The 22,930-nt window shown below is 42.7% G+C and carries 48 protein-coding genes; 24 read left to right on the top strand and 24 right to left on the bottom strand.

Annotated elements, in window-relative coordinates; genetic code table 11:
- Window positions 1-8 precede the first annotated feature (8 nt).
- The 3 genes from ACFYKX_RS11050 to ACFYKX_RS11060 are packed head-to-tail and all read right to left on the bottom strand — an operon-like array spanning window position 9 to window position 1,612.
- On the bottom strand, window positions 9-713 hold the full coding sequence (locus ACFYKX_RS11050) for a sugar phosphate nucleotidyltransferase (protein ID WP_389360978.1): 705 nt from the start codon (window positions 711-713) through the stop codon (window positions 9-11).
- Window positions 713-1,024 (bottom strand): hypothetical protein, encoded by a 312-nt coding sequence (locus ACFYKX_RS11055; RefSeq protein WP_389360980.1) that lies wholly within the window; start codon window positions 1,022-1,024, stop codon window positions 713-715. The genes ACFYKX_RS11050 and ACFYKX_RS11055 overlap by 1 nt, the downstream gene beginning before the upstream one ends.
- A 12-nt stretch (window positions 1,025-1,036) precedes the next feature.
- Window positions 1,037-1,612, bottom strand: coding sequence for a hypothetical protein (locus tag ACFYKX_RS11060; RefSeq protein ID WP_389360982.1), 576 nt, complete (start codon window positions 1,610-1,612; stop codon window positions 1,037-1,039).
- 338 nt (window positions 1,613-1,950) lie between these two features.
- Between ACFYKX_RS11060 and ACFYKX_RS11065 the strand changes: the two genes are divergently transcribed.
- Window positions 1,951-2,166: a hypothetical protein gene (locus ACFYKX_RS11065; RefSeq protein ID WP_389360984.1), complete on the top strand. Its 216-nt coding sequence runs from the start codon at window positions 1,951-1,953 to the stop codon at window positions 2,164-2,166.
- A gap of 254 nt (window positions 2,167-2,420) precedes the next feature.
- On the opposite strand, the gene ACFYKX_RS11070 is transcribed toward ACFYKX_RS11065, so the two are convergent.
- From ACFYKX_RS11070 to ACFYKX_RS11155, 18 genes are all read right to left on the bottom strand, one after another.
- Window positions 2,421-2,582: a hypothetical protein gene (locus ACFYKX_RS11070; protein WP_389360986.1), complete on the bottom strand. Its 162-nt coding sequence runs from the start codon at window positions 2,580-2,582 to the stop codon at window positions 2,421-2,423.
- A 263-nt stretch (window positions 2,583-2,845) separates the two neighbouring features.
- The gene (locus ACFYKX_RS11075) at window positions 2,846-3,052 is read right to left on the bottom strand and encodes a hypothetical protein (protein ID WP_389360988.1); all 207 of its coding nucleotides are present in this window, start codon (window positions 3,050-3,052) and stop codon (window positions 2,846-2,848) included.
- Between the two features lie 25 nt (window positions 3,053-3,077).
- Window positions 3,078-3,287: a hypothetical protein gene (locus ACFYKX_RS11080; protein ID WP_389360990.1), complete on the bottom strand. Its 210-nt coding sequence runs from the start codon at window positions 3,285-3,287 to the stop codon at window positions 3,078-3,080.
- Window positions 3,284-3,430 carry a hypothetical protein gene (locus ACFYKX_RS11085; RefSeq protein ID WP_389360992.1) on the bottom strand — a complete coding sequence of 49 codons (147 nt, stop codon included), beginning with the start codon at window positions 3,428-3,430 and terminating at the stop codon, window positions 3,284-3,286. The genes ACFYKX_RS11080 and ACFYKX_RS11085 overlap by 4 nt, the downstream gene beginning before the upstream one ends.
- A gap of 24 nt (window positions 3,431-3,454) precedes the next feature.
- Window positions 3,455-3,598 (bottom strand): hypothetical protein, encoded by a 144-nt coding sequence (locus tag ACFYKX_RS11090; RefSeq protein WP_389360994.1) that lies wholly within the window; start codon window positions 3,596-3,598, stop codon window positions 3,455-3,457.
- A 203-nt stretch (window positions 3,599-3,801) separates the two neighbouring features.
- Window positions 3,802-3,966 (bottom strand): hypothetical protein, encoded by a 165-nt coding sequence (locus ACFYKX_RS11095; protein WP_389360996.1) that lies wholly within the window; start codon window positions 3,964-3,966, stop codon window positions 3,802-3,804.
- A 13-nt stretch (window positions 3,967-3,979) separates the two neighbouring features.
- The gene (locus tag ACFYKX_RS11100) at window positions 3,980-4,225 is read right to left on the bottom strand and encodes a hypothetical protein (protein WP_389360998.1); all 246 of its coding nucleotides are present in this window, start codon (window positions 4,223-4,225) and stop codon (window positions 3,980-3,982) included.
- Between the two features lie 150 nt (window positions 4,226-4,375).
- On the bottom strand, window positions 4,376-4,858 hold the full coding sequence (locus tag ACFYKX_RS11105; RefSeq protein ID WP_389361000.1) for a hypothetical protein: 483 nt from the start codon (window positions 4,856-4,858) through the stop codon (window positions 4,376-4,378).
- 77 nt (window positions 4,859-4,935) lie between these two features.
- A complete protein-coding gene (locus tag ACFYKX_RS11110; RefSeq protein ID WP_389361002.1) occupies window positions 4,936-5,484 on the bottom strand; it encodes a DUF262 domain-containing protein in 549 nt (182 codons plus the stop codon).
- A gap of 16 nt (window positions 5,485-5,500) precedes the next feature.
- Window positions 5,501-6,181 (bottom strand): hypothetical protein, encoded by a 681-nt coding sequence (locus ACFYKX_RS11115; RefSeq protein WP_389361004.1) that lies wholly within the window; start codon window positions 6,179-6,181, stop codon window positions 5,501-5,503.
- 100 nt (window positions 6,182-6,281) lie between these two features.
- Entirely contained in the window at window positions 6,282-6,680 is a 399-nt protein-coding gene (locus tag ACFYKX_RS11120; RefSeq protein ID WP_389361006.1) for a hypothetical protein, read from the bottom strand.
- Window positions 6,681-6,907: 227 nt separating this feature from the next.
- Window positions 6,908-7,417 (bottom strand): DUF3850 domain-containing protein, encoded by a 510-nt coding sequence (locus ACFYKX_RS11125; RefSeq protein WP_389361008.1) that lies wholly within the window; start codon window positions 7,415-7,417, stop codon window positions 6,908-6,910.
- A complete protein-coding gene (locus ACFYKX_RS11130) occupies window positions 7,414-8,055 on the bottom strand; it encodes an HD domain-containing protein (protein ID WP_389361010.1) in 642 nt (213 codons plus the stop codon). The genes ACFYKX_RS11125 and ACFYKX_RS11130 overlap by 4 nt, the downstream gene beginning before the upstream one ends.
- Window positions 8,056-8,162: 107 nt before the next feature.
- The gene (locus ACFYKX_RS11135) at window positions 8,163-9,020 is read right to left on the bottom strand and encodes a hypothetical protein (RefSeq protein WP_389361012.1); all 858 of its coding nucleotides are present in this window, start codon (window positions 9,018-9,020) and stop codon (window positions 8,163-8,165) included.
- Window positions 9,021-9,336: 316 nt separating this feature from the next.
- Window positions 9,337-9,729, bottom strand: a complete 393-nt coding sequence (locus ACFYKX_RS11140) for a hypothetical protein (RefSeq protein ID WP_389361014.1) — start codon at window positions 9,727-9,729, stop codon at window positions 9,337-9,339.
- Window positions 9,729-10,028 carry a hypothetical protein gene (locus tag ACFYKX_RS11145; RefSeq protein ID WP_389361016.1) on the bottom strand — a complete coding sequence of 100 codons (300 nt, stop codon included), beginning with the start codon at window positions 10,026-10,028 and terminating at the stop codon, window positions 9,729-9,731. Before ACFYKX_RS11145 ends, ACFYKX_RS11140 begins: the two co-directional genes overlap by 1 nt.
- Before the next feature lie 105 nt (window positions 10,029-10,133).
- Window positions 10,134-10,370, bottom strand: coding sequence for a hypothetical protein (locus ACFYKX_RS11150; protein WP_389361018.1), 237 nt, complete (start codon window positions 10,368-10,370; stop codon window positions 10,134-10,136).
- Window positions 10,351-10,758 (bottom strand): hypothetical protein, encoded by a 408-nt coding sequence (locus ACFYKX_RS11155; RefSeq protein WP_389361020.1) that lies wholly within the window; start codon window positions 10,756-10,758, stop codon window positions 10,351-10,353. Before ACFYKX_RS11155 ends, ACFYKX_RS11150 begins: the two co-directional genes overlap by 20 nt.
- Window positions 10,759-10,897: 139 nt before the next feature.
- On the opposite strand from ACFYKX_RS11155, the gene ACFYKX_RS11160 reads away from it, so the two are divergent.
- From ACFYKX_RS11160 to ACFYKX_RS11205, 10 genes are all read left to right on the top strand, one after another.
- Window positions 10,898-11,161 carry a hypothetical protein gene (locus tag ACFYKX_RS11160; protein WP_389361021.1) on the top strand — a complete coding sequence of 88 codons (264 nt, stop codon included), beginning with the start codon at window positions 10,898-10,900 and terminating at the stop codon, window positions 11,159-11,161.
- A gap of 31 nt (window positions 11,162-11,192) precedes the next feature.
- Complete coding sequence (locus ACFYKX_RS11165) at window positions 11,193-11,450, top strand: hypothetical protein (RefSeq protein WP_389361023.1); 258 nt, start codon at window positions 11,193-11,195, stop codon at window positions 11,448-11,450.
- Between the two features lie 641 nt (window positions 11,451-12,091).
- Window positions 12,092-12,406 (top strand): hypothetical protein, encoded by a 315-nt coding sequence (locus ACFYKX_RS11170; protein WP_389361025.1) that lies wholly within the window; start codon window positions 12,092-12,094, stop codon window positions 12,404-12,406.
- 148 nt (window positions 12,407-12,554) lie between these two features.
- Entirely contained in the window at window positions 12,555-12,845 is a 291-nt protein-coding gene (locus ACFYKX_RS11175; RefSeq protein WP_389361027.1) for a hypothetical protein, read from the top strand.
- Window positions 12,846-13,045: 200 nt separating this feature from the next.
- Window positions 13,046-13,573 (top strand): hypothetical protein, encoded by a 528-nt coding sequence (locus tag ACFYKX_RS11180; RefSeq protein ID WP_389361029.1) that lies wholly within the window; start codon window positions 13,046-13,048, stop codon window positions 13,571-13,573.
- Window positions 13,566-13,829: a hypothetical protein gene (locus ACFYKX_RS11185; RefSeq protein WP_389361030.1), complete on the top strand. Its 264-nt coding sequence runs from the start codon at window positions 13,566-13,568 to the stop codon at window positions 13,827-13,829. The genes ACFYKX_RS11180 and ACFYKX_RS11185 overlap by 8 nt, the downstream gene beginning before the upstream one ends.
- Window positions 13,830-13,993: 164 nt before the next feature.
- Complete coding sequence (locus ACFYKX_RS11190; RefSeq protein WP_389361032.1) at window positions 13,994-14,629, top strand: hypothetical protein; 636 nt, start codon at window positions 13,994-13,996, stop codon at window positions 14,627-14,629.
- Between the two features lie 161 nt (window positions 14,630-14,790).
- Window positions 14,791-15,534, top strand: coding sequence for a hypothetical protein (locus tag ACFYKX_RS11195; protein ID WP_389361034.1), 744 nt, complete (start codon window positions 14,791-14,793; stop codon window positions 15,532-15,534).
- A 13-nt stretch (window positions 15,535-15,547) separates the two neighbouring features.
- Window positions 15,548-16,261, top strand: a complete 714-nt coding sequence (locus ACFYKX_RS11200; RefSeq protein WP_389361036.1) for a hypothetical protein — start codon at window positions 15,548-15,550, stop codon at window positions 16,259-16,261.
- A 37-nt stretch (window positions 16,262-16,298) separates the two neighbouring features.
- Entirely contained in the window at window positions 16,299-16,643 is a 345-nt protein-coding gene (locus ACFYKX_RS11205; RefSeq protein WP_389361038.1) for a hypothetical protein, read from the top strand.
- Window positions 16,644-16,719: 76 nt separating this feature from the next.
- Here the strand turns inward: ACFYKX_RS11205 and ACFYKX_RS11210 are convergent, their stop codons facing one another.
- Together ACFYKX_RS11210 and ACFYKX_RS11215 are read right to left on the bottom strand one after the other, a co-directional pair.
- On the bottom strand, window positions 16,720-17,043 hold the full coding sequence (locus tag ACFYKX_RS11210) for a hypothetical protein (RefSeq protein ID WP_389361039.1): 324 nt from the start codon (window positions 17,041-17,043) through the stop codon (window positions 16,720-16,722).
- A 189-nt stretch (window positions 17,044-17,232) separates the two neighbouring features.
- Window positions 17,233-17,664 (bottom strand): hypothetical protein, encoded by a 432-nt coding sequence (locus tag ACFYKX_RS11215; RefSeq protein WP_389361041.1) that lies wholly within the window; start codon window positions 17,662-17,664, stop codon window positions 17,233-17,235.
- A gap of 177 nt (window positions 17,665-17,841) precedes the next feature.
- On the opposite strand from ACFYKX_RS11215, the gene ACFYKX_RS11220 reads away from it, so the two are divergent.
- The 7 genes from ACFYKX_RS11220 to ACFYKX_RS11250 all read left to right on the top strand — a co-directional run bounded on the left by ACFYKX_RS11220 (window position 17,842) and on the right by ACFYKX_RS11250 (window position 20,511).
- Window positions 17,842-18,144: a hypothetical protein gene (locus ACFYKX_RS11220; RefSeq protein WP_389361043.1), complete on the top strand. Its 303-nt coding sequence runs from the start codon at window positions 17,842-17,844 to the stop codon at window positions 18,142-18,144.
- A 13-nt stretch (window positions 18,145-18,157) separates the two neighbouring features.
- Window positions 18,158-18,385: a hypothetical protein gene (locus ACFYKX_RS11225; protein WP_389361045.1), complete on the top strand. Its 228-nt coding sequence runs from the start codon at window positions 18,158-18,160 to the stop codon at window positions 18,383-18,385.
- Window positions 18,386-18,497: 112 nt separating this feature from the next.
- Window positions 18,498-18,851, top strand: a complete 354-nt coding sequence (locus ACFYKX_RS11230) for a hypothetical protein (RefSeq protein ID WP_389361047.1) — start codon at window positions 18,498-18,500, stop codon at window positions 18,849-18,851.
- A 51-nt stretch (window positions 18,852-18,902) separates the two neighbouring features.
- Window positions 18,903-19,283, top strand: coding sequence for a hypothetical protein (locus tag ACFYKX_RS11235; RefSeq protein WP_389361048.1), 381 nt, complete (start codon window positions 18,903-18,905; stop codon window positions 19,281-19,283).
- A gap of 78 nt (window positions 19,284-19,361) precedes the next feature.
- Entirely contained in the window at window positions 19,362-19,709 is a 348-nt protein-coding gene (locus ACFYKX_RS11240) for a hypothetical protein (protein WP_389361050.1), read from the top strand.
- A 36-nt stretch (window positions 19,710-19,745) separates the two neighbouring features.
- Window positions 19,746-20,147, top strand: coding sequence for a hypothetical protein (locus ACFYKX_RS11245; protein ID WP_389361052.1), 402 nt, complete (start codon window positions 19,746-19,748; stop codon window positions 20,145-20,147).
- 193 nt (window positions 20,148-20,340) lie between these two features.
- On the top strand, window positions 20,341-20,511 hold the full coding sequence (locus ACFYKX_RS11250; RefSeq protein WP_389361054.1) for a hypothetical protein: 171 nt from the start codon (window positions 20,341-20,343) through the stop codon (window positions 20,509-20,511).
- Between the two features lie 65 nt (window positions 20,512-20,576).
- Here the strand turns inward: ACFYKX_RS11250 and ACFYKX_RS11255 are convergent, their stop codons facing one another.
- A complete protein-coding gene (locus ACFYKX_RS11255) occupies window positions 20,577-20,957 on the bottom strand; it encodes a hypothetical protein (protein WP_389361056.1) in 381 nt (126 codons plus the stop codon).
- A 190-nt stretch (window positions 20,958-21,147) separates the two neighbouring features.
- Between ACFYKX_RS11255 and ACFYKX_RS11260 the strand changes: the two genes are divergently transcribed.
- The 6 genes from ACFYKX_RS11260 to ACFYKX_RS11285 are packed head-to-tail and all read left to right on the top strand — an operon-like array spanning window position 21,148 to window position 22,928.
- Window positions 21,148-21,327 (top strand): hypothetical protein, encoded by a 180-nt coding sequence (locus ACFYKX_RS11260; protein ID WP_389361058.1) that lies wholly within the window; start codon window positions 21,148-21,150, stop codon window positions 21,325-21,327.
- 31 nt (window positions 21,328-21,358) lie between these two features.
- Complete coding sequence (locus ACFYKX_RS11265) at window positions 21,359-21,751, top strand: hypothetical protein (protein WP_389361060.1); 393 nt, start codon at window positions 21,359-21,361, stop codon at window positions 21,749-21,751.
- 20 nt (window positions 21,752-21,771) lie between these two features.
- The gene (locus ACFYKX_RS11270) at window positions 21,772-21,960 is read left to right on the top strand and encodes a hypothetical protein (protein WP_389361062.1); all 189 of its coding nucleotides are present in this window, start codon (window positions 21,772-21,774) and stop codon (window positions 21,958-21,960) included.
- A gap of 12 nt (window positions 21,961-21,972) precedes the next feature.
- Window positions 21,973-22,305 carry a hypothetical protein gene (locus tag ACFYKX_RS11275; RefSeq protein ID WP_389361064.1) on the top strand — a complete coding sequence of 111 codons (333 nt, stop codon included), beginning with the start codon at window positions 21,973-21,975 and terminating at the stop codon, window positions 22,303-22,305.
- A 28-nt stretch (window positions 22,306-22,333) separates the two neighbouring features.
- The gene (locus ACFYKX_RS11280) at window positions 22,334-22,714 is read left to right on the top strand and encodes a hypothetical protein (protein WP_389361066.1); all 381 of its coding nucleotides are present in this window, start codon (window positions 22,334-22,336) and stop codon (window positions 22,712-22,714) included.
- 19 nt (window positions 22,715-22,733) lie between these two features.
- Window positions 22,734-22,928 (top strand): hypothetical protein, encoded by a 195-nt coding sequence (locus ACFYKX_RS11285; protein WP_389361068.1) that lies wholly within the window; start codon window positions 22,734-22,736, stop codon window positions 22,926-22,928.
- Window positions 22,929-22,930 lie beyond the last annotated feature (2 nt).

Genomic DNA, 22,930 nt, shown 5'->3' on the forward strand with positions numbered 1-22,930 from the left:
CGAAGGGCTTAGGGTGTTAATAGGACTTCCGTCTCTTCCACATCTAGTGGAGTTCCTACATCTTTCCACCAACCATCTAAGCGAAACACCTCACAGTGTTTGCCTCGATCCACAAGAAGTTGAATGACATCCGAAATTTCGTACTCCCCACGAGAAGAAGGGAGCAAAAATGGCAACACCTCAAAGAAGGCAGGAGAGAAGAGGTAAAATCCAGCTGCGGCTTCTCGCCCTATATCCTCATTTGGTTTTTCGACGATTTGGGTAATGGCCATTCCGTTGGTTTGAAGAATCCCGTATCGGCTCGGGTCATCCACCCATCGAGTGGCTACTAGAGCATCTTGGCTCGAAAAGGATTGAATCATCGGAAGGAGGGGAGCATTGGTGAGGTTATCGCCTAACGCCACGAAAAAGGGGGCATGTTGGAGAAAATCTTTGGCCACCCCGACCGCATGCGCGATGCCAAGCGGTTCTTCCTGCATGAGATAGGTGAGGGAGACGCCGTATTCACGCCCATCTCCTAATAGGTCCTCTAAAAAGGGATGAGAGAAGGGACTTACCACCAAACCAACTTCACGAATGCCTGCACGGGTTAGTTGCTCCAGTGAATATACAATCATCGGTACCCCGTTTAAGGGGACACATGCTTTCGGGATGCTTTCCGTTAACGGATACATACGAGTGCCTTTTCCCGCACAAAGAAGAAGCGCCTTCATCAGCTCTCACCTCTGGATACTTGTAGGAAAGGGCGGTAACAGGCTGCGTCTTCTATTGGAGTAAACGCTCCATTTTCAAAACGAGAGGCTACGCCATCGGTTCCATAGAGAATCCAGGTGTAATCTTCTATCCTTTTGGCTACATGTACTTCTCTGATGATGAGAGGTTGAAGGTCATCGATCCCATTTGTAACAGAACGAGTGCCTTCTTCATTGAGATCCAGTACATGAATCATTTTCTTGGGTTCGTCTACATGAATGACACACGCGACAGCAATCTCGGTTCTGGGGATTTTGTATCGTCGGTACATGAGAAATCCTCCTTATCCTATTTGTTTTCCGAATGATTCTTTAATGGCTTTTACGATGAACGAAGGTTCTAAGATGCCCTCTAACCCGGTTCCTTTGATTTGAGGGGAGATGTTCATGTCGATGGCAAACAACAATCCTCGTCGTTTCGGATGAGGAATCAAGTCAATGGCAAGAAGCGGGATATTGGTGTAGTGGAGAAGGTTCTCGATGCTGTGAAATTCAGAACGGTACTGTTTGTAAGCGTGGGTATCTGAGTGAAGCAAGGTGATTTCGACCTCTCCCACATTGGAACGCCATTCCACAAATCGTTCGCGGGTCTGAAGGTACTCCATCCAGTAAAAAGAGTCTCCGATTTTTAAGCAACGATAGTGAACCGCTACATAGGCTTTCCTCTTTGGATGAAAAGGGGGTTCGATGTAGAGGCTTGCAAATTCATCCGGATGACAGCGTACCGCCGATTCATGGGGGAGTCGTAGTTTCCCTTCACCTTGATGGGCTTCTATATCCGTATAGACCACGTATTCCTTCTTGGTGAATCGATTCACAACATCTTTTACTCGACCAAATGGGGGGGTGCGAAATCCCATTCCTTGTAACCAAAAGAACATCTCAGGGCGAGTGAGACCAGAGCGTGTCATTCGCTTAAATATCGGACCTTCTGAGTCAAAGTGATGGTCATAGAAGTCCACAAAATCGCTATGTAATCGTGCTTTCATAGGGGTTCATCTCCTTCCTGAAAAAAACTTGAACATTCCTGTCAAGACGTTCTAAGATGAAGATAGAAAATCTTTGTTTACTAGAAATATTCCAGATAAAAGACCTCTCCACTGGCTCACGTCCAACCACGGAGACGGCTACCACCGTCATCCTTTATGGACTCACCACCCAAAATTTTAGTGAGTCAAACTAAGGAGGATTTTTTATTATGGAAAACTCAGTATTCTACAAAGGCTTTCGTATCGATGTCATGGATTTTAGTGCAATTGCTGTTAATTTACCTACACCTGTTCAAGTTGAAATTTTTCGTACTGGTGTTTCATGTGATGACATGGAACTTCCAAACTACAAATTCTCAACTGTTCAAGAAGGTCTTACAGCTGCTCGTAATCACATTGACACATTTTTGTTTACTCGATGCTAAGGTTTTTAGTCTGAATTTCCTTTGGAATTTCAGATCGGAGACGTTTATTTGTCTCCTCCCCCTTATGAGTCATTTGAAGAGACGCGAAGGGTACAATCACAATAGGATTCAGGCATGTCACACGTTTCACAGGTAGGGGTGATATTCACGCCTCCACACTCGAGACAACGGATGTAACAATCCTCATACTCGTGGCCACAATCGGCACATTCCACCATTGCCATTACTGTTCATCTCCTTAAGAGGAAGATTTTTTAATCGTTTATCCACGTTTCGGAAATGACTTCATTGCCTAATTTCAATTGAATTTCGATGTAAGACTTGGAGCCGTATTGTCCGCCCTTTTTCTCTACATCAATACTCAAATGTTTTTTGAGGTACTCTTTGACGATGTGTTCAATCTCTTTCTGTTCCATCAGAATTCACCTCTCATTATCTGGATTAGTTTAGTTGTGCAATCGAAATTCGTGACCACATGGACAATTCACTTTGATGGATTGTGGTTCATCCAGGTTGCAATAGAACCCATCCTGCTGTTGTTCAATCGAGTCGGATAGATAGTGCTTCCCATCCTCATCTGGTAAATCGGTACTTTTGTGGTGGCACCACATTCCGTACATTCTATCGAAATATGAATCTTCAAACCAATCAACTCCTACTACTGTCTTAATCTTGTGTATTACCTTTCTTCGTATACCACTACGGCTTTCTTTTCATTGGGGTAACTGATGCTGATTACGTTAATGTCAGGTCGATTGTATTTTTCAGAAACAGAATTGACGAACTGTTCAAAGGACATGTCAAATCTTTCGACGTAATCATGAAAACCCATCGTGCCTTCATCGACAATCCTAGAAGTTCTTTCCTCAATCGCTTGGCGTAACATAGTATCTTCCTTTCACATTTTTGTTCTAATCCAAGGGTTCTAAATCAAACCATCGAACCCATCTGTTTTGCATTTTTTCATTATAGACTCCAACGAATCCCCGTTTGTCACGTCTGGAAGTAACGACATACTCGCCTGTAAATTCAGGGTGATGGAGATTCTTCCAGAATACACGATCCCCAACTTCGAACCCTGTACCAAATAGCCACTTGTTTAGTTTTTTTAAGATGTTCATAGGTTCACCTTCTTGGAAGGATGTGTTTCAGAGTCGACCGTTTGACGACCCTCTAAGCAAGTAAAAAAGACAGCAAGGGAAACGACAACCCCTACGATGAAAACTGCAGCCCAAAACTCTTCCACGCTTGTTGTGAAAAACAAGATTCATCACTCCTAAATCTAATTTCAGCCATTCCATATCGGTTCAAGATGATGTTGATCGCAATACGTTTGATAGGCGTCTAACCACTCATGAGAGCAACCTAGTAAAGCGTAATCCTCATGCCATTCATCTCCGTATGTGTGTTTATACCATTCAACAAAAGACATCCTAGAATCACCCTTTCTTTTTGCATAAATACGAACGCTGTATTAGCCTTCTTCAGGATCGTTGTAATCTTCCCCACATCCCGTACAGACTAAGTCAATGAGGCTCACATATTCTCCGCATTTTCTATATGTCATTTTCTCACTCCTTTTTGAGATGTGTGAGTCGGTTAAGGAACTACAGTTTCGAACTAATCGCTAGAGTTTTATCCCATATTGTCAAATCGACCATCAACTTCTATTTCTTTTCCACAAGTTTTACACTGATATGTTCGAATGGAATATCTTACATAGCCATTATCTACTTCTCTGAACCCGACTTTTGTATACTCGTGCTTATGCTTTAATAAAGCAATCACCTTTTTAAACATCTTTTTCACCCCTTTACTTTTCAAATCGCATAGAATCCTGTTTAAAATCATCTAAAGTATAGTAATCCATGGTTTCCCCTTTATCGTGTAGGAAGGTAAAAAGAGATTTAACACTCTCAAACTCTTCTTTTGCTCGTTTAAAACAATGATAACGAAGATGCATACGCATTAACTGTGAGTGTTTATCTAATAATGCCCGTCTAAAGTCTATATCATCTTTATGGCTTCGATTTTTCAATTTACCGTTTTCAAGTATCATTCTGACCACTCCTTTTTTAGTTCATAATATGTGTCTTATACGAATCACTGTACCTCTATTGTAGCACAAAATGACTGTATTATCAATGAATAACGGAATAAAATAGAGAGACAAAAAAGAGAAAGGTTCGATTCCTTTCTCTTCATCTTTTTATGGGAGATATTGTTCCGTGATCTTCACGATGACCCCGTTTTGAATTTCGAGATGAAAAGGGATGTCATGGTAGCGTTTATCTTTTTTCATCACGTCGATGAATTGCTTAAGGGTAATCTTTTGATCCCACTGAATTTCACGGGTTTGTTCGATGTTGTACGTTTGCATGTAAATCTTCACGTTCGGGGAAACAGACAAGGTGCGAAGTTTCGGATTCACGTTTCGCATGTAGTAGCCATCCGGGGTTTCACACTTGCCGTTGACGATCGGGCAGTTTTTGTCTTTACCGGCTTCACGGTTCGCTTCTTCACCCATGAACCACTGGATGTAATCGGCTTTTACGGATACTTTGTTTTTGGCTTGGGTGATCCCGACTAAAAAGGCAGTTTCTTTCACCGTTTTGCTTTTGGCTGCTTCCGGTTGAAGGGCAGGGAGGAAAAGCAACAAGACCAGAAGGGAGAGGAACCAGGATTTCTTCAAAGGGCAAACCTCCTTAAAAATATCTCTACACTCTTTAGACGTAGAGGATAAGGGAAAAGATACAAAAGAAAAAAAGGTTATAAACCTTTTTCTTTCGCGTCTTTCCACATTTTTTTCACTCGTTCGAGTTCTTCTTTGGTATGAGGGGTAGAACCTGCATTCATTTCGTAGTACCACTGCAGCACTTCCGCTCGAGTTTTTAGGTTGTTCACGTGCCAAACAATGGTCACCATGTTCGGAACCTTGTCCTCAAACGCTTCCCGCTTATAGCCGAAAATCGGAATCTCGTTTGCTAAGAATCGTCTGAGAGCGGTAAGTCGCTGCAATCCATCGACACACACGTACTCGCCCACCCAATCTTTCATCCAGCCGGGATGATTGAAGTAAAAATCTCGACCCGATCTGCCTCCACGAAACACATATTCCACATAGGCAATCTGCTGTTCTTCGGTCCAGACGTGGCCACGTTGAAAATCGGGGTTCAGTTCAAGCCTGTCTTCCTCAAACGCACGCTTGAGATGGTCTTCTAAGTATCGCAAGGAAACATGAACTTGGTATCCGGCTTCTCTCGTCATTTGGGGAATTTTTCCGAATTGAGGCAATTCGGATACATCAAATGTAGGCATGATTCATCCTTCTTTCTTATTCAAAATAGGTTTCATCCCAAGATTCTTGGACATCTTCAGTCAATTTCAGGATGTTTTGGTATGCTGCATCCGGGATGACTGATTCCAACTCTACAAAATCTAAAAATGACTTTTCTCCTGCCTCCAGAGAGAAAGAGAAGGTTTCGATTCTTTCTAACACTTGAGGAGAGACCCAAAACCACTGTCCTTTGGCTAAACTATGCTGGATGGATTCATGAAGAAGAATGCTCTTTTCGTGCTCATAGAGGGTAACGGTCGTGTCTTCTAAGATGAGTTCCAAATCATCTCGACACTTGTGAGACGAAATACGGGAGTAGGCTTCCTCTATGGTGATGTTTTCTATGCGAAACGCCGCATTAAGTCGTTGTATGGGCAACGCAAGGTCGCCTCCTAAGAGGTCAGAATGGAGTCTCTTGCTTAAGATAGCCGAAAATCGTTCTTTTCTAGGGACGTTTAACACATCTTCTGGTCGGATTTTCGGGAAGATGAGGCAATCGGAGCGGGACCAGTTGGATTTTTTATCAACGCCCTTTTTCTTCACAATGAGGGTTTCGGCTTGTACTTCCACTACAATACCTTCTTGCCCATTGCCTTTGGCTAAATCCCCAGGTCGAATCGAATCGCTCTCCTCTGGTTCATAGAAACAACCATCTTGATAGAATACGAGTCTGCTCAATTGATTCACTCCTTCTTTCATCGTATAGGTGTTGCATACTTTCCTTCACCATAGAACGTCTTGAAGGGGCATTTCAAGAAAATAAATTCCCCCAAGTCTTTTAGACAGGGAGGGTCTGAACCGCTTCCAGTTCAAGAAGCAAGTGCTGTTCAATGAGAAGCCACTCGACGTGATAGCCAATGTGACGGTCATCAATGTAGACATCCGCCCATACTTTCGGCGAGTACGTAAAATCGTATCGTTCCCGTGCTTCTGGGTGCTGGTCATTGATGGCGTCAAACAAGTGAAACATGTCTTGTTCTTTTAAGAATTCTTTTGCTTGTTCTAACGTGTCATCGCTTCGGCAGGTCCAGAGGATGAAACGAAAACCTTTTCCGTATAGGCGAGAAAGAACCTCTTTGCAATGAGGGAGAAGGGTGAGGGCGTCTTTGTGGAAACCAGAGGCGATCGTATCATCAAAATCCACAGCGACGACGAGTTGGTTCGGTAAAATCGGCATAGGGCTGCCTCCTTTCTTATTTCCTTAACGGAAAAAAGATTCTTCTATTTTTTTTCAACGAGTTGGATGATTCCTACACAAAAAGCGGGAACCACGAGAAAGATGAGAAGGAACGAAAGCAAGAAGAAGGTTTCAACTGTGAGCATAGAAAGGCTCCTTTCAAGTAAGGATGATAAAACATAAGAAGGGGAGAACCTCTCCCCAAAATTCATTCAAACGAATTCGGATTACAACTCATCCACATAGTACCGTTTCACGGTTTCATTCGTAACGGTGATTTCAAAGGTGTCAAACCCTGCTTGTTGGACCATCTCTCGGATGCTTTCCACAGAAGGCATGGTTTTCATCGTATAGCCCTTTACAAAGGTCGGTTCCGCCGTTCCTTCTGCGATCTCCATCGCCTTGTAGGCATGAACGTCAAAGCGAATATCGGATTCCTGATCAAAAGGCTCTAAGATGTCTTTGATTTGATTTTCTGGAATTGGCAGAATGCTCATGGCGACAAAGTTTTCAGCGACAAACTCTTCTGCGTCGACGATATGCGTCACGATGCGGTACGTATTTCTTCCCGTGTAGCGGGCTTCTTCTGGTTCAAATTCTCGTAAAAACAGAACATCTCCCACTTTAAAATCTCGGTCATTCTTTCGTAAATCTACGGTCTTTCGTTTATACAGGTTGGCATGCACCAGCGCAGAATACGCTTCTGGCCACGTTTTCAATTCATGTATGGTTCTCATGAGGAGAACACCTCCTGTTTATTTGATTGAGATTCAAGTAACTGCACAAATCCTTTGACGGCAAAGAGAATAGACTCCATATGGTATTTCATGGTGTACAACGCGTCACTGTATTCAGGAAATCGCTGAATCGCTGCTTTGCAAAGAGGCAACACGTACGTTTCCGTTTCCACGACATAGGCTTTCATCTTCTCTAAAGAAAAGGCTCCGACCATGGTGGAGAGATTGTGACAGCGATCCGAGAGTTTCACAAAGATGGGTTCAAACCGCTCGCCGTTTCGTAAATCCTGATAGTACTTGTCTGTTGTCTTGCCGTTTTTTGATAGGAGTTCTAAATCGGAAATGATACTTGCGTCCATGTGGTGTTTATGAACCAAATCCACCCAATCCACCGGGCAATCTTCTAACACATCATGCAAAAAGGCTTCTGAAAGCAAGCCGTCATTGTGAATACCAAGGGAGACGAGGGAAGATGCCACTCTGGTTGGGTGAGAGATGTACGGTTCTCCAGTACGCCTTGTCTGACCTTCATGCAAAGTGGTTGCGGCGTGAATCGCTTTTAACGTATTCCAGTATCCATGTCCTTTGGCGAATCCTTTTAGGAAAATCAATTCTTTTTCATAGGGAGCTGTCGTCATGTATGTACCTCCTCCGTGAATATCGGTATGTATAGTGTATCACGTTACGGCTACATTATCAACGAATATCGGAATATAAAAAGAATAAAAACCCTGATTTCTCAGGGTTACGAGACAAGGTGTAGAGATGATGATGAGAACGGAAGTGAATTCTTTAGGTTGTGGTGTAGGGTGTACGTAGCTGGAACACAATATTCAATGGCTTGTTTCACCAAAGCAACCGTTTCAAGCGGTGTTATCCCTTTTAAGCAACACGTCTCCCATCTTGCAGATGACGTACTCATGATGAAGTAGGATAGAACAAGTGGAAATTCCTGTTTAAACCGCTTAACAATCTCTCCATAGTCTCTCGTCGTATGTTCATCGTGACGTAAGAGGTTGTTGAAGATACGCAAATAGCGAAGAGTGGCATCTTTGGAGGAAGTTGTGGCTCGTGTATGGGCGAGAGCCATTTTCTCTAGGAAAGAAACTCTTTGGTATTCCTTCATTTCCTCTTTCAGTTCGTTTAGGGTTTCCCTTAACCCTAATTCCTCTACAACACTCTCTAAGGTGTTAAATTCTGACAGGATGTAGAGTTTTTGAGATTTCAGACGGTACACCGTTTCGTTCCATGTTTGCATGAGTTGTTTCTTTCGGAGTTCTTGCTCTTGTTTTTGTATGTCTAGTGAATCCTTTCTCTTTTTCTCTTTGATCACACGAGCTCCTGACAGGACAGGAGGCATCGTAAGCGTCACACTAGATTCTGAAACAGGAGTTAATTTGTAAAGCCCTTGGGTGTCGTATACACGAAATCTTCCTGAAACCATGGAACCAAATACGGCACATGACAAAGCGGTGTCCGTATTCAAGTGAATTTGATACACTCGTCTCGTCTTAACGCTCATGACGGTTAAGTATTTGTAGCCTTTCTTCGTAACTTGGAACTCTCCTTTTACAATAGCCCCAACTTGGATTGATTTTTTCATATCGTTTCCCCCTAGAATAGTAGTAAAAAGAATGAAACAAGGTCCTTAACAACGAATAGAGAAACACCAAATCCATACGCCTTGAGTATCGAGATCTCCTTTCTTAATTTCTTTTATTTTACCATGAACAAAGGAATATGTAGAGAATAAAATAACAAAAAACCAAGAAGAATAACCTTCTTGGCTAAAGAGCGGGTGTATTCGAGTCATATCGAACAGGATGAAGTAAAAGGGAATAGTCCGAAATCTTAAAAAGAATTCGGATTGAATCCTCTTCCTGCAAACAAATGGGTAGCGGTTTCTTTCAGAAGAAGCATTAGGCTCGCTCTCCTCTTCGGTATTCCTCTAAGAGTTGCTGAATTTTAGCCTGTGTCTGAAGAATAGTCTCGAGGTTTCCTTCAATCGTTCCACCTGATGCTTTAATTTCATAGTAGTAGTCTTGTGGATCCGTGAGAGGCTCAACGACTTTCGAATGAAGAATGAGCGAGTTGGCTGGATAGGTGACAAACTGCCTTGTAGGGTAGTATTTTTCAACGGTTACCTCTTCAACCAGTTCATAGGCTTTGGAAATGCCTTTTAGTTTCTTCTTTTTCACTTTTTCCAGTTGGGGTTCGTAGTAGGAGAGGGATTTGTACTTGTTGACGACGACCAAAAGCCCGTCTTGGATGCGGTAAATGTCTTGAAGAGAGTGTTGTTGGATGATTTGCATTAACCATTCTCCTTTGGTTGTTCTACTGCCTCGCAGAACACTTTGTATACACGCTTTTTGTTTCGCTGAACCTCTTTTACTCCTTTGTAATGAGGGCAGCGGGGAACCAGAATACCTCGAGAGCTGGTTAAGATACAGGTGCAACGTTGCTCAGGTTCACCTGTTACCAAATCTTTGTGAACGTAAAAACCGACGAGACGTTGAATAGGGCAATCATTCTTTTTGACAGCCACTTCTTCAGATGTACCAGAAAAGGCACACATGGTTGCAAGCACTTCTACTTTAGGGGATTTGGGCATATGAAATTCCTCCAATCATGGATTATCTTGAACTGCGACGTAAAAACCAAATGACGGCTAAAAACAGAGAAACCGCAATGGCTCCCCAATAGAGAATGGTTCCAATCATACAATGTTCCTCCTTTTCGGTTTAAAAATAGTGGGCAACCTCAATCCAAGTGATTGAACTTCACATTCTACTCTCCCATGACCTTCTCGAAAGGTGCGACGAATGGCTTGGTGGACATCCGCCCATGATTTCCCATTGCGATAGTCATAGTGTTGAAGAATAGAGAATTCTGTGATTTTCCTAAACAGAAGCCAAGCAGCGACGTCCTTGAGATTAGGTGATTTGGTTGGCATGATGAATCCCCTCCGGTAGATACACATACTTTCCTTCACAATAGACCGTTTCGGCTTCCCATATGGGCTCCCCAGTTTCTAACACTTGAAAGGTATCGGTGTAGTAGGGATTGTATGTGACAGGAATAATGTGTGCAGGGAGAAGAGTATTGGAAGATTCATAGAAACCACGTACAAAGGCATGTACCGCTTTTCGTTTCTCTTTGCGAACGCGTTCTCTTCCAGAGACGCTTACCACAAAGGAACAGGCTGACAACTGCACAGTTTCGGCATGACCTAACACATGTCCGGTTTTGGCGTCACGAATGGAGTAATTTCCTGTATGTAAGTTACGGTAAACCTCTACGAGCTGTTGAGGAGATACGGTTCTTCCCTTATAGGATTCCATTCGCAATCCACCTTCTTCTTAAAAATCTAGTACCATTATTGTACCACAATGGAGTTACAATGTTCAAGTTATATACCGTTATTCATTGAAAAGAAAAACCATTCATGATAGAATAAGAGAACAGAAGGAGGGGAAAGAGATGTCACGATCTCAAGTGGAGTTGATCGAAGTCCATACGGCTTGTGAGAAGATTCGTCTCCATTTAGCGAAAGAACCTCTTCACGATTTGACCAAGCAAATTTTAGAAGCCTGTTTGGAAAGACTCCCAACCGGGCAATACTCCCTCGATGATCTTCACACCATCCTTCATAATCACACACATTTTCCCAACTACGATGAACTTTCTCTCATTTTTGAAGAGGTGTTTACAAGCGTTCATACCGCTATGGATAAATGGTTTTAGGATTTATTTCAAGAGAATAGGAGGTAGAGTGATGAAGAAAAAATGGAAAACCGTGTTGATGATTGCTTCCCTTGCTACGGCTTTTGGGTTAGGTACGTTAACCGATGACTTACGTGCCGATGCAGCCAAAAAAGTACCTGATCGCTTCAAAACCTTGAAGCACTATGATGAAACCGCCTTGGTTGAAGATGTGGAGACCAAATGCCAATACTTTTACACGATTGGGGTTGGAGGAATGGCACCGGTGGTCATCAACAAAAAAGGAGACATTGCGGGCTGCAAAAAGTAGCCCTCTTTTCCTCTTATTTTTCCTTTCCATACAAATAGAAAAGAAGATTCTTTTCCCTCTGCACAAGAGGTTATCCATCGGTCCGGGAGAACGATTGAAAAACCGCCTCTTAGAAGGGGATGTCAACAATTGCGTTTGCCAGTAGTTGGTTGACTCCTCACCAATAGGAGTGACACTGGCCGTTAGAGGGTGGCGTCCTATTTCCCAGCGAACCTACTTAGAGGATTTATCAAAAATTGGCAACCTCTAATGGTTCACATCCCGTACGCGAAGGATTTATCCTTGGCAGACATTCGTTTGGTGAGAAACCCACTGGTAACGCGCGACCTGGGCAGTGGTTGGTTTCTATCTATAGAACCAACGAACGAATGAACGAAGCGACCGCCCATCCTATACGAAAGGATCTCGTTTTTCTGTCCCCTTAACAGGGGCAGAACTGTTCGCTCCCAACCCTCCGACCGAAAAGGGGGAAGGGAAGGGCACTACCAAACCTTCATCGAAGAGCATTAACCCTCGGTTCCAAAAAAAAGCCTCTTATTCTTAATTCCAAAAGGGAATTAAGATTGCGAATGAAACACACTCCTTATGCCTGATTTCTTAAGATTTCAGAGCTATTCGACGATTTTAAGGAGGATTATACGATGAAAATGAAAAAGTTGTTCAAACGTTTAGCGGTACCTTTTGTATTTGTAAGTGTGTTAGCTGGTGGTTTTGGAGGGAATCAACCTACACCTCCTCAACCTCAAATTCCTGTTGTGGATATGAGTCTTCACCAAGACCTCATGAACCAAGCCATTCAACAGCAGCAACAAACTTTCGCAAATCTTGAATTCAATGACCAGAGCGAAGAAATCGTCTCACAATTTCAAGAGATGCAAAACATGGATGCTATGGATGTGGATACTTCTATGGACATGAACATGGACATGAGCACCAACATGAACGTTTGGCCTTAATACGCCTGACGCTTTCCATTGGAAGACTTATTGATGTCTTCCTCCCCTTATCTTTTTATTATGAATATCGTGATTATTTATGAATGTTGTGATAAAATATAAGTACCAAAATGAATGTTTCGTACGACGATAAGGGAGGCGTTTTAATATGTATCAAGTGAACAAGTTTGTTTGTGAAAGACAGTTTTCTCACGAAGTATTTGTAGTGGGCGGTATGATTAATGTAAACGTTCGAAACCAAGAAGGCTATATTGATTTTGGATACTGCATTCCGACTCTTTCTTGGCCACGTGATGAAGCGACTCAAGATGTGATGCTTGAAGACAAGTTCCATTTCTCCACTCAACAAGAATGGGTCAAACCGATTCTTCGTCAATGGATGAAGAAGCATAAAGACCTCATTGAGACATCTCTAAACGAGTCTTTGGTGCTGGTGTAAGATGTACACACTTTTGTGTGTGTATGTCGTCAAACGCACGGGTCACAAAGGAGTCATTCTCATCGAAGAGAACGATCCACACGAATTAGTCCTTCAACTCGATCAGGAGTTGAAACTCACCGCTACACAACATGAATCTCCCCTCTATGTTCAACTCCTCTCTTAAGAGAGGATTATCCCATTTCAAGGAGGTTTTGAATATGAAATACGAATTCAAGCGAGTCAATCCCAATCAAGTACAGGTGTTTTACGAAGACGGCGGGTATCAAATGATGACGAATGAAGAGTTTGCCGCGTTTCTTAGTCAAGAAAGTAACAAGTTGCAGGGAATTTCCTTTAATGAACAATTTACGTCATTAAGGGATCAGTTGAAATGGATGACGGATGTGTTTTTAGCTGCTCAAGAAACTGGAAGTTCCATTGCAGGAGAACGAATTGAGGTGCAGATTTTGGAGGAAGCGGTAAAGGAAGAAGAAGACGGACTTTCCATCTCTGCCAAATACAAAATCATTCACCCGTCGGGAAGACGAGAGGGAGATGATATTTCCTTTTCAATCGCAGGGGTCACTGGAGAAATTGCTCCTCGTATTCCTTTCATTTTTCCTACCTTACTTCAACTGATGTATAGTGGGGTTCATGCCACCAAAGCAGACAAACGTGCCCTGTTTGAGGCCTACGGCGAACCAACTCCAGAAGCCTACCGGGAAGAGGAGGCAACACATGTCTAAAGAACCGCTTAAAGACGAATCCCATCCCATCTTTCAACGGATTGAAACCCTATTCCATTACATCGGATTGATTCTTGGAATCATGCTGGTAGTAGTGGCTATCGTCACGATGGTCATGACTTCAGATTACAAGTATCAACATTTCGTCTTAATCGGAGTCTCCATTGTTTTTGTCTTTCACTTGTGGGTTACGTTGCCTAGAGATGTCCGGCTTTCAACCCGATTAGAGAAAAAGAAAAGAAAAAACGAAGCATAGTTTTTGACATAGCACCTACCCATTCGGGAAAGGTGTTTTTTTTTGCAAACCTTGCAGCAAACCTTCCGATCCTCTCGTCTAATAAAACGCAAGGGGAAACATGTTATGCACCTTTGAATTTCACAACCGAGGTGCTTTCACACCACCTAAAGGAGGATACACCCTTGAAGAAAACCCCCATTGTACTAGCAGGCATCGCAACGGCTCTCTTGCTGACGGCTTGTGGAACCAACGTAGAAGTAGAAGAAGTGAAAGATGGCACCAATGGTTCTGGTGTAGTCAAAGAAGTGAAAGTAGATCCACCTGTAAAAAGCCCGGAAAAACCAACTAACGGCGATGAACTCATGTTCATTCCCGAACAAAACCTCACCTACACGGTGAACGGAAAAACGGTTGAAGAAACCGCCTTCCGAATTGGAAACAGTGATCTTGGGCTTTACGTGTTGCCAGAATACCAACTCGAGCAAGAAGAACCGGGGAAATCCATCATCATCCACGGAAAAACAGGGGATATGATGAGAATGGAAAAAGCCCCAAAAACCACAACAGAAGACATGCTTGCGGAATTGAAAACTCGAGCGGAAGCCGTATCCAAAGACGTGTTTCACAATGAAACCGCCGGTACCGATTTAGACGGAGCGATTCACTACAAAGCGTACCACGGGGAAGAAGTGGTGAACTTCATCTATCTGCCGGAGCAACAAGCGATGTTGACCATTTTTGACCAAAAGAGTGCAGAAAGCATCGAACCGCTCGTCGCCATGGCCAAAACGATTCATTGGAACGAGTTTCAAGAATAAACCCCAAGAGTAAGAGGAGATCCTCTTGCTCTTTTTATTTCCACAAACATTGTATGAATAAAGGTATTGTTTTATAATAAAAGTATAAATTGTTTCGTTTCGTGCGAAGAATTAGGCATCTGAAATCCTTTTCGGAATTCAGAAAAAAGGGGAGATATAATATGGAACTATCCTTTCTTACTTCAGGGAATACTCGTTGTGTCTATGAGCATCTCACGACACCAGCTCGTGAAGGAGACATCATTCGATTACCCATTCAAAAGACGGATTCTCCGACTCATCGCTTGTTTAAAAACTTTAAGGTTGTCAAATCATCCTCTTCATTCGTCATCTTAGAGAAAACCGCAAATGGAAACAAGACTCTCCGCCATGACCAGTACATCACGTTAAAAGAAGTGTCGTGGAATCCTCTCTATCGCTTTGTGTATCTTCTTCATCAACTTACTGAACGAGTGGATGTGTCTTACCGGTTGCTTGAAGTCATTCCGGTCTGGAACGCCGCTCTTTTGAAGAACGTAACCATTTGGGAACTTCCTGAACTTGTCAAAAAAACCTCTATGCTGCCAGAACATGCAGAAGAATGGGCGCTCTTAGAGGAAGCCCTTTACGCGGAATTTTACGAGTGGGAATACCAAGATGCGTTGATTCAATCTTTACATGGTCATTTGGAACTTCTTCCAAAAGAATCTACAGAAGAAGATCATCGAGTCGAGCGGAAAGCACTTCAAAATTGGATTGAGAACCTACGAGAAGACACTTCGTTTGCAAGTGAAATTGAGATTCGACTGAAACACATTCATGCAGGACCAACCGTAAAACCACTTCTCACAAGACTTAAGGAAACTTGGCAAAACACGAAGGACAATGCCGAATTTAAACTCAATCAACTCTACTCTAACGCCTAAAGGGGGAATTTGGATGTTAGGCCTCACATTTCTACATCAAGATGGAATGTTAATTCCATATGAGCGGGTGAATGAACCTTTCTCTATTGGAGACCTTGTTCAGAAAAAAGATTCCACGTTGCCTGATTTTGATACATACCTTAGTGATCAATACGTCTATACCGTTCACGGTTTGACGTTTGACTCTGGTGTGCAGCAAATCATGGCTGAAAAAGTGGGGGTGACGGTAACCATCCCTGAACATCACTTAAGTCTGTTGCGTCCCATTGAGTGGAACGGAAGAATTCGGTTTGTCTACTTGCTTAGTGTGTTGCGGGATAAGGCGTCTGGTGAGTTTACCCAACATCTCACGACTCTCATCAACCTCATGTTCATGGTAAACCTACCGATCAAACAAATTCCACGAGAATACAGCGTCGATAAACCACTATCTCCAGACTCGATAGAAGAGTGGGAATTCATGATGGAGGAGTTGTTCGCCGATTGGTATGAGTGGGAAGAGCGGGAAGGAGTCATCCAGTACGCAACCAACTTCCAAGAACGCCACTCCAACGCTCGTATCGCGAACGTCATCGACCAACTACTACCCCTTCTTCACAACCACACCAAGTCACTTTCTACCATTGAAGAAGAGATCCAATCCTTCCCCATGCCTGCTATTACGAGTGGGTTAATAAGGGTAGGAAAGAAAAAGGCTCAAGAAGCCATTGAAACCTTACTAGCCTAAAATGGCTTTCAGACTGAGAAGAATAAGGGGGATTACCATGCTAACCATACAAGAAATTGAGAGTTTACAAGACTGGTTGAAACTGAACAGAGCTCCTGCGATCCATCGAGCGAACCTTCTCATCCTCATTGATAATGGTCATTTTCCACACCTACATGACGAAGAAGAGTTAAAAGGGCTTTACGAAGAGGTACAAACCTTACGTCGGGGATTGAATGCAGAAAAGGCTTGGAAACTCTTAACCGCTTTAGAGAAGGGTAAACAAGAAAATAAGGACTTGGCGGAAGCCTTGCAAATGAATAACCAAACGGTTGAACTTCTTTTGAAGGAAAATAAGGAGTTAAAAGAAAAGGTGAAGCGTTACGAAGAGAAGGGAGAATAATAGTGTGTTTCATGCATGTTCAGGAATTTCTCTCCTATTGGGCAAAAAAAAGAAAACGGAGCAATCTCCGTTTTTCTTATTTGATTTGATAATACACGCCTAGAATTTCTTTTAGTAAACGCAATTTCACGTTATCTGGGGTCTCATATTCTCCGGTGATTTCGTTATAAACCCGTTCCTCTGGTGCAAGCAAGTAATAGGCTCGCTGCTCCACTCCGATTTGATCCATAACCGCAAGCAAAATCCGCTTCATATACACTTCAAACCGTTGAACCTCTCCGGGAATGGTGTGGTCTACCTGAAATCCTTTGATTAACGTTTCAATCGCTTTTATAGCCAGTTCATTCACATCATCTTTTTCTGAGTATCCATCCATCTCTGAGGTGATTAGGGGTTCCAAGCAAACGCTCCTCCTTATACGGTCTTTTTACCTATATTGTACGGAAAAATAGGAAAAAAGAAAGAGGTTTCACCCAAAAATCAAAAATAAAAAGACACCCGATGAAGGTGTCTCTGCGTCATCCTGCCTATAAAGCGTTCAGACGGTTATTCGTTTCTCATCAAACCTCTCTTTGGAATCTTCCGAAATTCAGATGATTCCAGGAACATCTTCAAAGAGTTCATTGATGTCTTGCTGCTCAATCAGACGAGTCAGATACACGGCTAAATCCACCGTATACGGTCGCCAATCAGGGTCATCCAGCAAGAAGTAGGGAACTCGGTAAATCCGGTTCTTCATTATCTCGCCAATAAACCAATCCCGGCGTTTGTCTTTCTGCCTATACCATAACCAGAAGTGGTGGGGTCCATCCACCTCAATGTTTAAATGGCGATAGGCTAATGGGAGTTGGCAATCCAGCGTACAACGGCTCACCGGAACTTGTAAATGTTCCTCTCTGATTTTTCGCACATTGTAATGCCTTTCGTAGGACCGGTTAAAGTCCTCAAAAAATTTGGTTTCTGTTACTGAGACGGGTGCTACGAATTTCGTCTGCGATGTTTGGTCTGAATCTTTCAACATTTATCACCTCACTCCATCCTATGAGGGAAGGAATGAGTTTAGAACATAATGTCTTATAAATGAATATCGGAACGGTTGTCCCTTGTTATGAATAACGGTATGAAATATAATAGAGGTAAGACCTTTTTGTTTTGACTCGATAAAGAAGGATCATTTCAGATCTTAGGGGGAAATGCCATGATTTTTACGTTCTGGTTACACGATGTTGATTCAAGAGAAGCGGAAACATTGTCCATCCCTGCGGACACTCCTCATGAAGCGATGCGAAAGGTGGAGGCTCTAGCAGAAAGTCGAGCCAAATCCCGCTCCACGCTCATCCGTGTGTATGTGACAGACATTCCAGCTCCGGTTCATTCGACAAGGGATTGGAGACTACCATTCGCGTATTGGGAAGAAGAACAAATTCAAATTAATCTGATTAGTCCGAAATTCTTTCAAGAAAGAAATTCGGATACCCAAAAGGGAATTCAGATAGCATAAGGGGGAATTAACCATGAAAATCACCATCATTTCTGCACTTAACCACTTACTTCTTCGCTACAGTTGGTCCAAACAAATGGAGATTCGCATCCATGACATCCTTGCTGCCACTCGTTCTTCTGGAGAACAGGGATACCAGGAGCGGATGATGTACCATCGTTCCGTGCCTAGCCCATCGGTTCGACACACGATGGAACTCATTCACGCTTTTGTAGAGTCTCACCGAGAGGAAGTGGCTTGATGAATCTAACCAAAGCCGTGGCTGTTGTATCCTACTCCTTCGTTTAAAGAAGGACTCCAACACTATTAATCTTTTTCCTATAAGGAAATAAGACTCTAAGGGGGAATAAAAGATGGGTAAACCAGTAGAAGACAGAGTTCGTTTTGAGATCCGTAACGACGAGGGAATCGTCATGGGAAATGCAGACATCTACCAAGTAAGAGAATTCATTGAAGCAGCCCTTCTAAGTTCGGAACTTCAATTCCATCCGACTCTTCAAGAGTTTTGGAATGAAGATACAGAAGAACTAGAAATCTTCATGCATTCGGATAATTGGGAAGATGAAGAAACTCAGGAACAATATGCGGAGAAAATCAAAGAGTGTGAGGATTTAGGGTTTTCTCACAGCGATGATTCGGTCGCAACCGAAAGCATCCTGAGCTACTTAGGGTTGAGTATCCACTATACGCATATGGTTGAGGCTTAGTGATTCTTGTTTAAAGAAGGACTACAACGATACTTAAGGAGGAAAATCCAAATGTCATCTAAAAAAGACTATGAAACGACGCTCATTACCCTTACTCAAGGCGGAAAATCCGATTCCATTACCAAAAAACTCATCAAGATTCAGATTCAGACAGAAGATGCCCAACTAAAAGAACATCTGGAAACCTTTCTTTCCATCCTTAAACAGATGGAAGGTGCTCCTCGTTCAGCCATTCAACAACGCTCTCTTGCCCTCAAAAAAGCGAGTTCGACCCTTCGTGCTTACTGCCAAGAGGTGTTGAGAAACACCAAACCACAATGGCAAATTCTTGCCGAGCGACATGGATGGTCACCTCCTGTTGCGAAGGCCGTAAAACGAGTGAAACAACCATCGCCGTTTGAAATGGGAGTCGTTCGAGAATTGGTAAAATAAGAAGGAAGCATCTCTTTGTAAGACCTGTCCTTTTGAAGGAACTAGCGCTATACTATTTTCATATTAGGGGGTAATCATATGAATCCATATAAACGATACCAAGAAATCTTACCAAGTTGGGAACTTGAAGACACAGGTGGTCACGTATTGGTTTTTTACAAAGAAGTAAAAACCGAAGATGGACAACCGATCCTTGTGTCCATGAGTGATGATTGTGTTTGCTACTGGCAACATAAGGAGTCAGGCGAGTTGGTGAGCCTTGAACAATACAAGAGCAATCAAGTCTACTATGATGAACACGGCTATGATTTCCAACGAGTCTTGTTGGAGACAGGCGGAAGCATCCTGGTTCCAAATCCACTCTCTGTGGATACGGTACGTGACTTGCAAAACGATTTCTCGACTTTACAATCTGAATTCCAATAAGGGATTTCAGACTAACAAGGATAAGGGGGATTTCCGATGAGTGACATCTGCATGGCAAAAGACTGTTCTTTCGGTGGTTTTGTAAACCTACTCGATGATGGAGACAAGCGAATGGTGCTTTGTTTGAATCATTCGGCGGTATACGGCATGGATCCGAACCTTCTCGAATTTAAAGAAGGATTCCCGCTTCCAAGTGAAGGGCTTCCGAACCAAGCCTGTGACGGCTGTGGGAGAGAAGGGATGACCTTCATGGAGAAGGTTCCAACCGAAGAAGACGTCGTGTGGAACCTTTGTGAGGAACATACGCGCAAACTGTTCCGACGCAACCTAGAACCAGACGTGTATCATATTCTCGTCAAAAAGCATGGATTGGTGTACATGCTTCACGAAGACTTCTATAACCCTGAGACAGGTGAAGCCATACAACCAATTGAATAGTCCGAATTCTGTTTTGACAGATTTCGGATAAGTTCTCGAAAGGAGCCTAATTAAGATTCATAGGCTCTTTTTTTATGGATACACACTTGCAGAATTTGTCGAAAAGTCTTTTAAGGAGTTTCCATTTTTTCTAAAAACAAATACATGTGCTGAAAAACATCAGCCGTCAATTAGGAAATAGGGGGAAATTTCTATGAAAAGACAAATTGGAAGAAACGTGTACACAATCGGGACACCAAGGTGGAGTCGTATGAAGTGGGGCATCATCATTGGAATTGGAGACCTGAATCATTACATTGTACAGTATGAATGTGGCAGAAGAGCATGGATTCATAAAGAGCGAGATATTCTCTTTTGGAAGTAACCATCAGTATCCAAAAAGGATAAAAACGAAGAAAGACTTCCTCAAGAGGAAGTCTTTTTCGTAAGTCAAATGAAGTCCGACTGTCTCATGCCCACATAGGCAAGAGGGTTCTTTTGATAGGAGGTTCCTTCTTGGATGAACGCTTGTAGAGATTCTCGAGCCTCCAAAAACGTACCTTGAACCGCTTCCCACACTAAATCAGCGACCAGATCCTCACCAGATGGAGCAAGAGGGAATGGAAACAGCTCCTCGTTTTGGAGAAGGCTTTCCCAAACATCTTGAAAAACCGTGTCTTCTTGCATCGCAGGAAATCCATCTTCCAGGTACGTGAACGGATCCTCTTCATACACCTCTAAGATGTTAGCGGATACTGCTTCAATGATGGCTTTCACCTCTACCAGTGGAACGACTTGCATACTTTGAATGACTCTCTCCTCAACTGCCATACGAAACGCCTCCTTATCGAATTCATCTGAATCTATTCCTAAATCGTCGAAAATCAATTGGTTGTTACCTTAAGCATAGAACAATTACATTCCGTTATTCAAGAAATATTACTTTATTATCGGTGTTATGATATAATATGTGTATGTTTTAAGAATATATGCACGAAATAAAGGGAAGGGGAATAAAAATATGATTCTTTTAGTTCTATTTGAAGAAATTCACCCGAAAACGAAGCAAAAAACCGGAAGAATGCTCGTTTCTCATGGCATTAATACGGTCACCTTAGAAAACGTCGCGCTTCCGCAAGAGCCTCCAAATGAGTTAAATGCAAGATGGCATCAAGACCTACAAGGCTGGATTCTCGACTAAGCAACGGACTAATCATTTCTCAAAAGGGGCGATGTGCATGCAAACGATGGACTACATCCAAAATAAGATTCAAGGGATTCGTGAACACGTGGCAAAAGGAGTATCGAGAGCGGGAACGAGAGTATCGGTCGTCACTGATCAATCTTCAGTTCACCGATTTGGCTCTCTGGTTCAACTTCATGGATTCTTTCTCATCCAAGATGCCAGAACAGGAGAGGTGATTCAAAAACAGATTTGCGACATGGTGTATGAAGCCGGTAGCGTGAATCTACAAGACCTCTATCCGGTCATGCTGCAACTCGAATGGTCCGGCTGTCATGCCTCAAGAGAAGATTGGCTTCTGTTGGATCAACATCTGCTATCTGAAATCGAAAGAGAACAGCAAACCTCATCACCAAAGAAAATTCCTCTAGGCATTCACTAAACCATACCCATAAAGGAGAGATGAATATGTTTGAAATCATTCATAAACTCTACGAAGTTCTGAATCTGGTGAAAAAACTGGAAGCAGGATACACGTCAGCGAATCCAAAGGCGATGCTCGTATCCTATGAAAACAAGGTGTACAAAATGACCCTTGAAGAAGTGGGAGAAGGCAAAGTGGAAGATCATATCAACACTCTAAAACGATAGGAGCGATGTTCAATGAACCTTCAATCAAAACTAAAACAAATGGGTCCCATTAAGTCCCTGAAATTCACGGAATTCTTTTTGGATGAGCAAGGTCAACATGTGTATACGTTTCATTACCGTATTGCACCTGAAGCGGGTTTAAGCCATGGCAACTACCCTACCTTTGCAAAAATCGAAATTAAAACCAAAAACCCTATTACTGTTGAATCATTAGAAAGGTTGCACAACGAGTATTTCCGATTGGAGACCGCTCTAAAAGGAGATTTTAACCCGGACTACATTACCCCGATTTCCAAAGAAGAGTATGACCTTGAAACCGTAGAACCACCAAATTCCAACGAGTAATCCTAACCAAATTCAAGGAGTGATTCTCTTGAATAAAAATTCGTTTAATAAACTAGCGGGAACCCTCATCATGGGCTACACACATGTATCCTCCCTTACTGGAAATGAGAATGATGGTTCCGACATGTTTCAAAAGGATCCGAAAGATAAATCCCTGTACTTCTTTAGTCCGATGGAAGAGGTCACCGATGCGATGACGCTTGCTCAGAAGATGAGCGAGGCCCATGAAGTGGCCATCTATCTGGATGGGGGTGAAGTAACGGTTCATACCATCTCGAAAAACAAATCCATCCCTTCTTACAACGAAGTCGTTTCCTCCTCTTTGCCGTTTTCCATCACTCTTTCTTGCTTAAAAGCAAGTGGGATCGATGTCGCTTCTCTGTTAAAAGAGTTAGGGTACCAATCATAAATAAAGGAGGATGATTCTCATGAATCGTTCAAACATGAATGCAGTCACCGATAAACAACGATCCCTGATTCAGAAGATGGAACAATTACTCGACGTCACCTTCACCGGTACTACCAAACAAGAAGCCTCTGCCTTCATTACTCGTTACATGGAGGAATACAAGGAACAACAGGCTTTTGTGTTTGATATGGTACACAACGAAAATCATTACTAATC

The organism is Cytobacillus spartinae (assembly GCF_042865285.1).
In the GTDB taxonomy this organism is placed as follows: Bacteria; Bacillota; Bacilli; order Bacillales; family Cytobacillaceae; genus Robertmurraya_A; species Robertmurraya_A spartinae.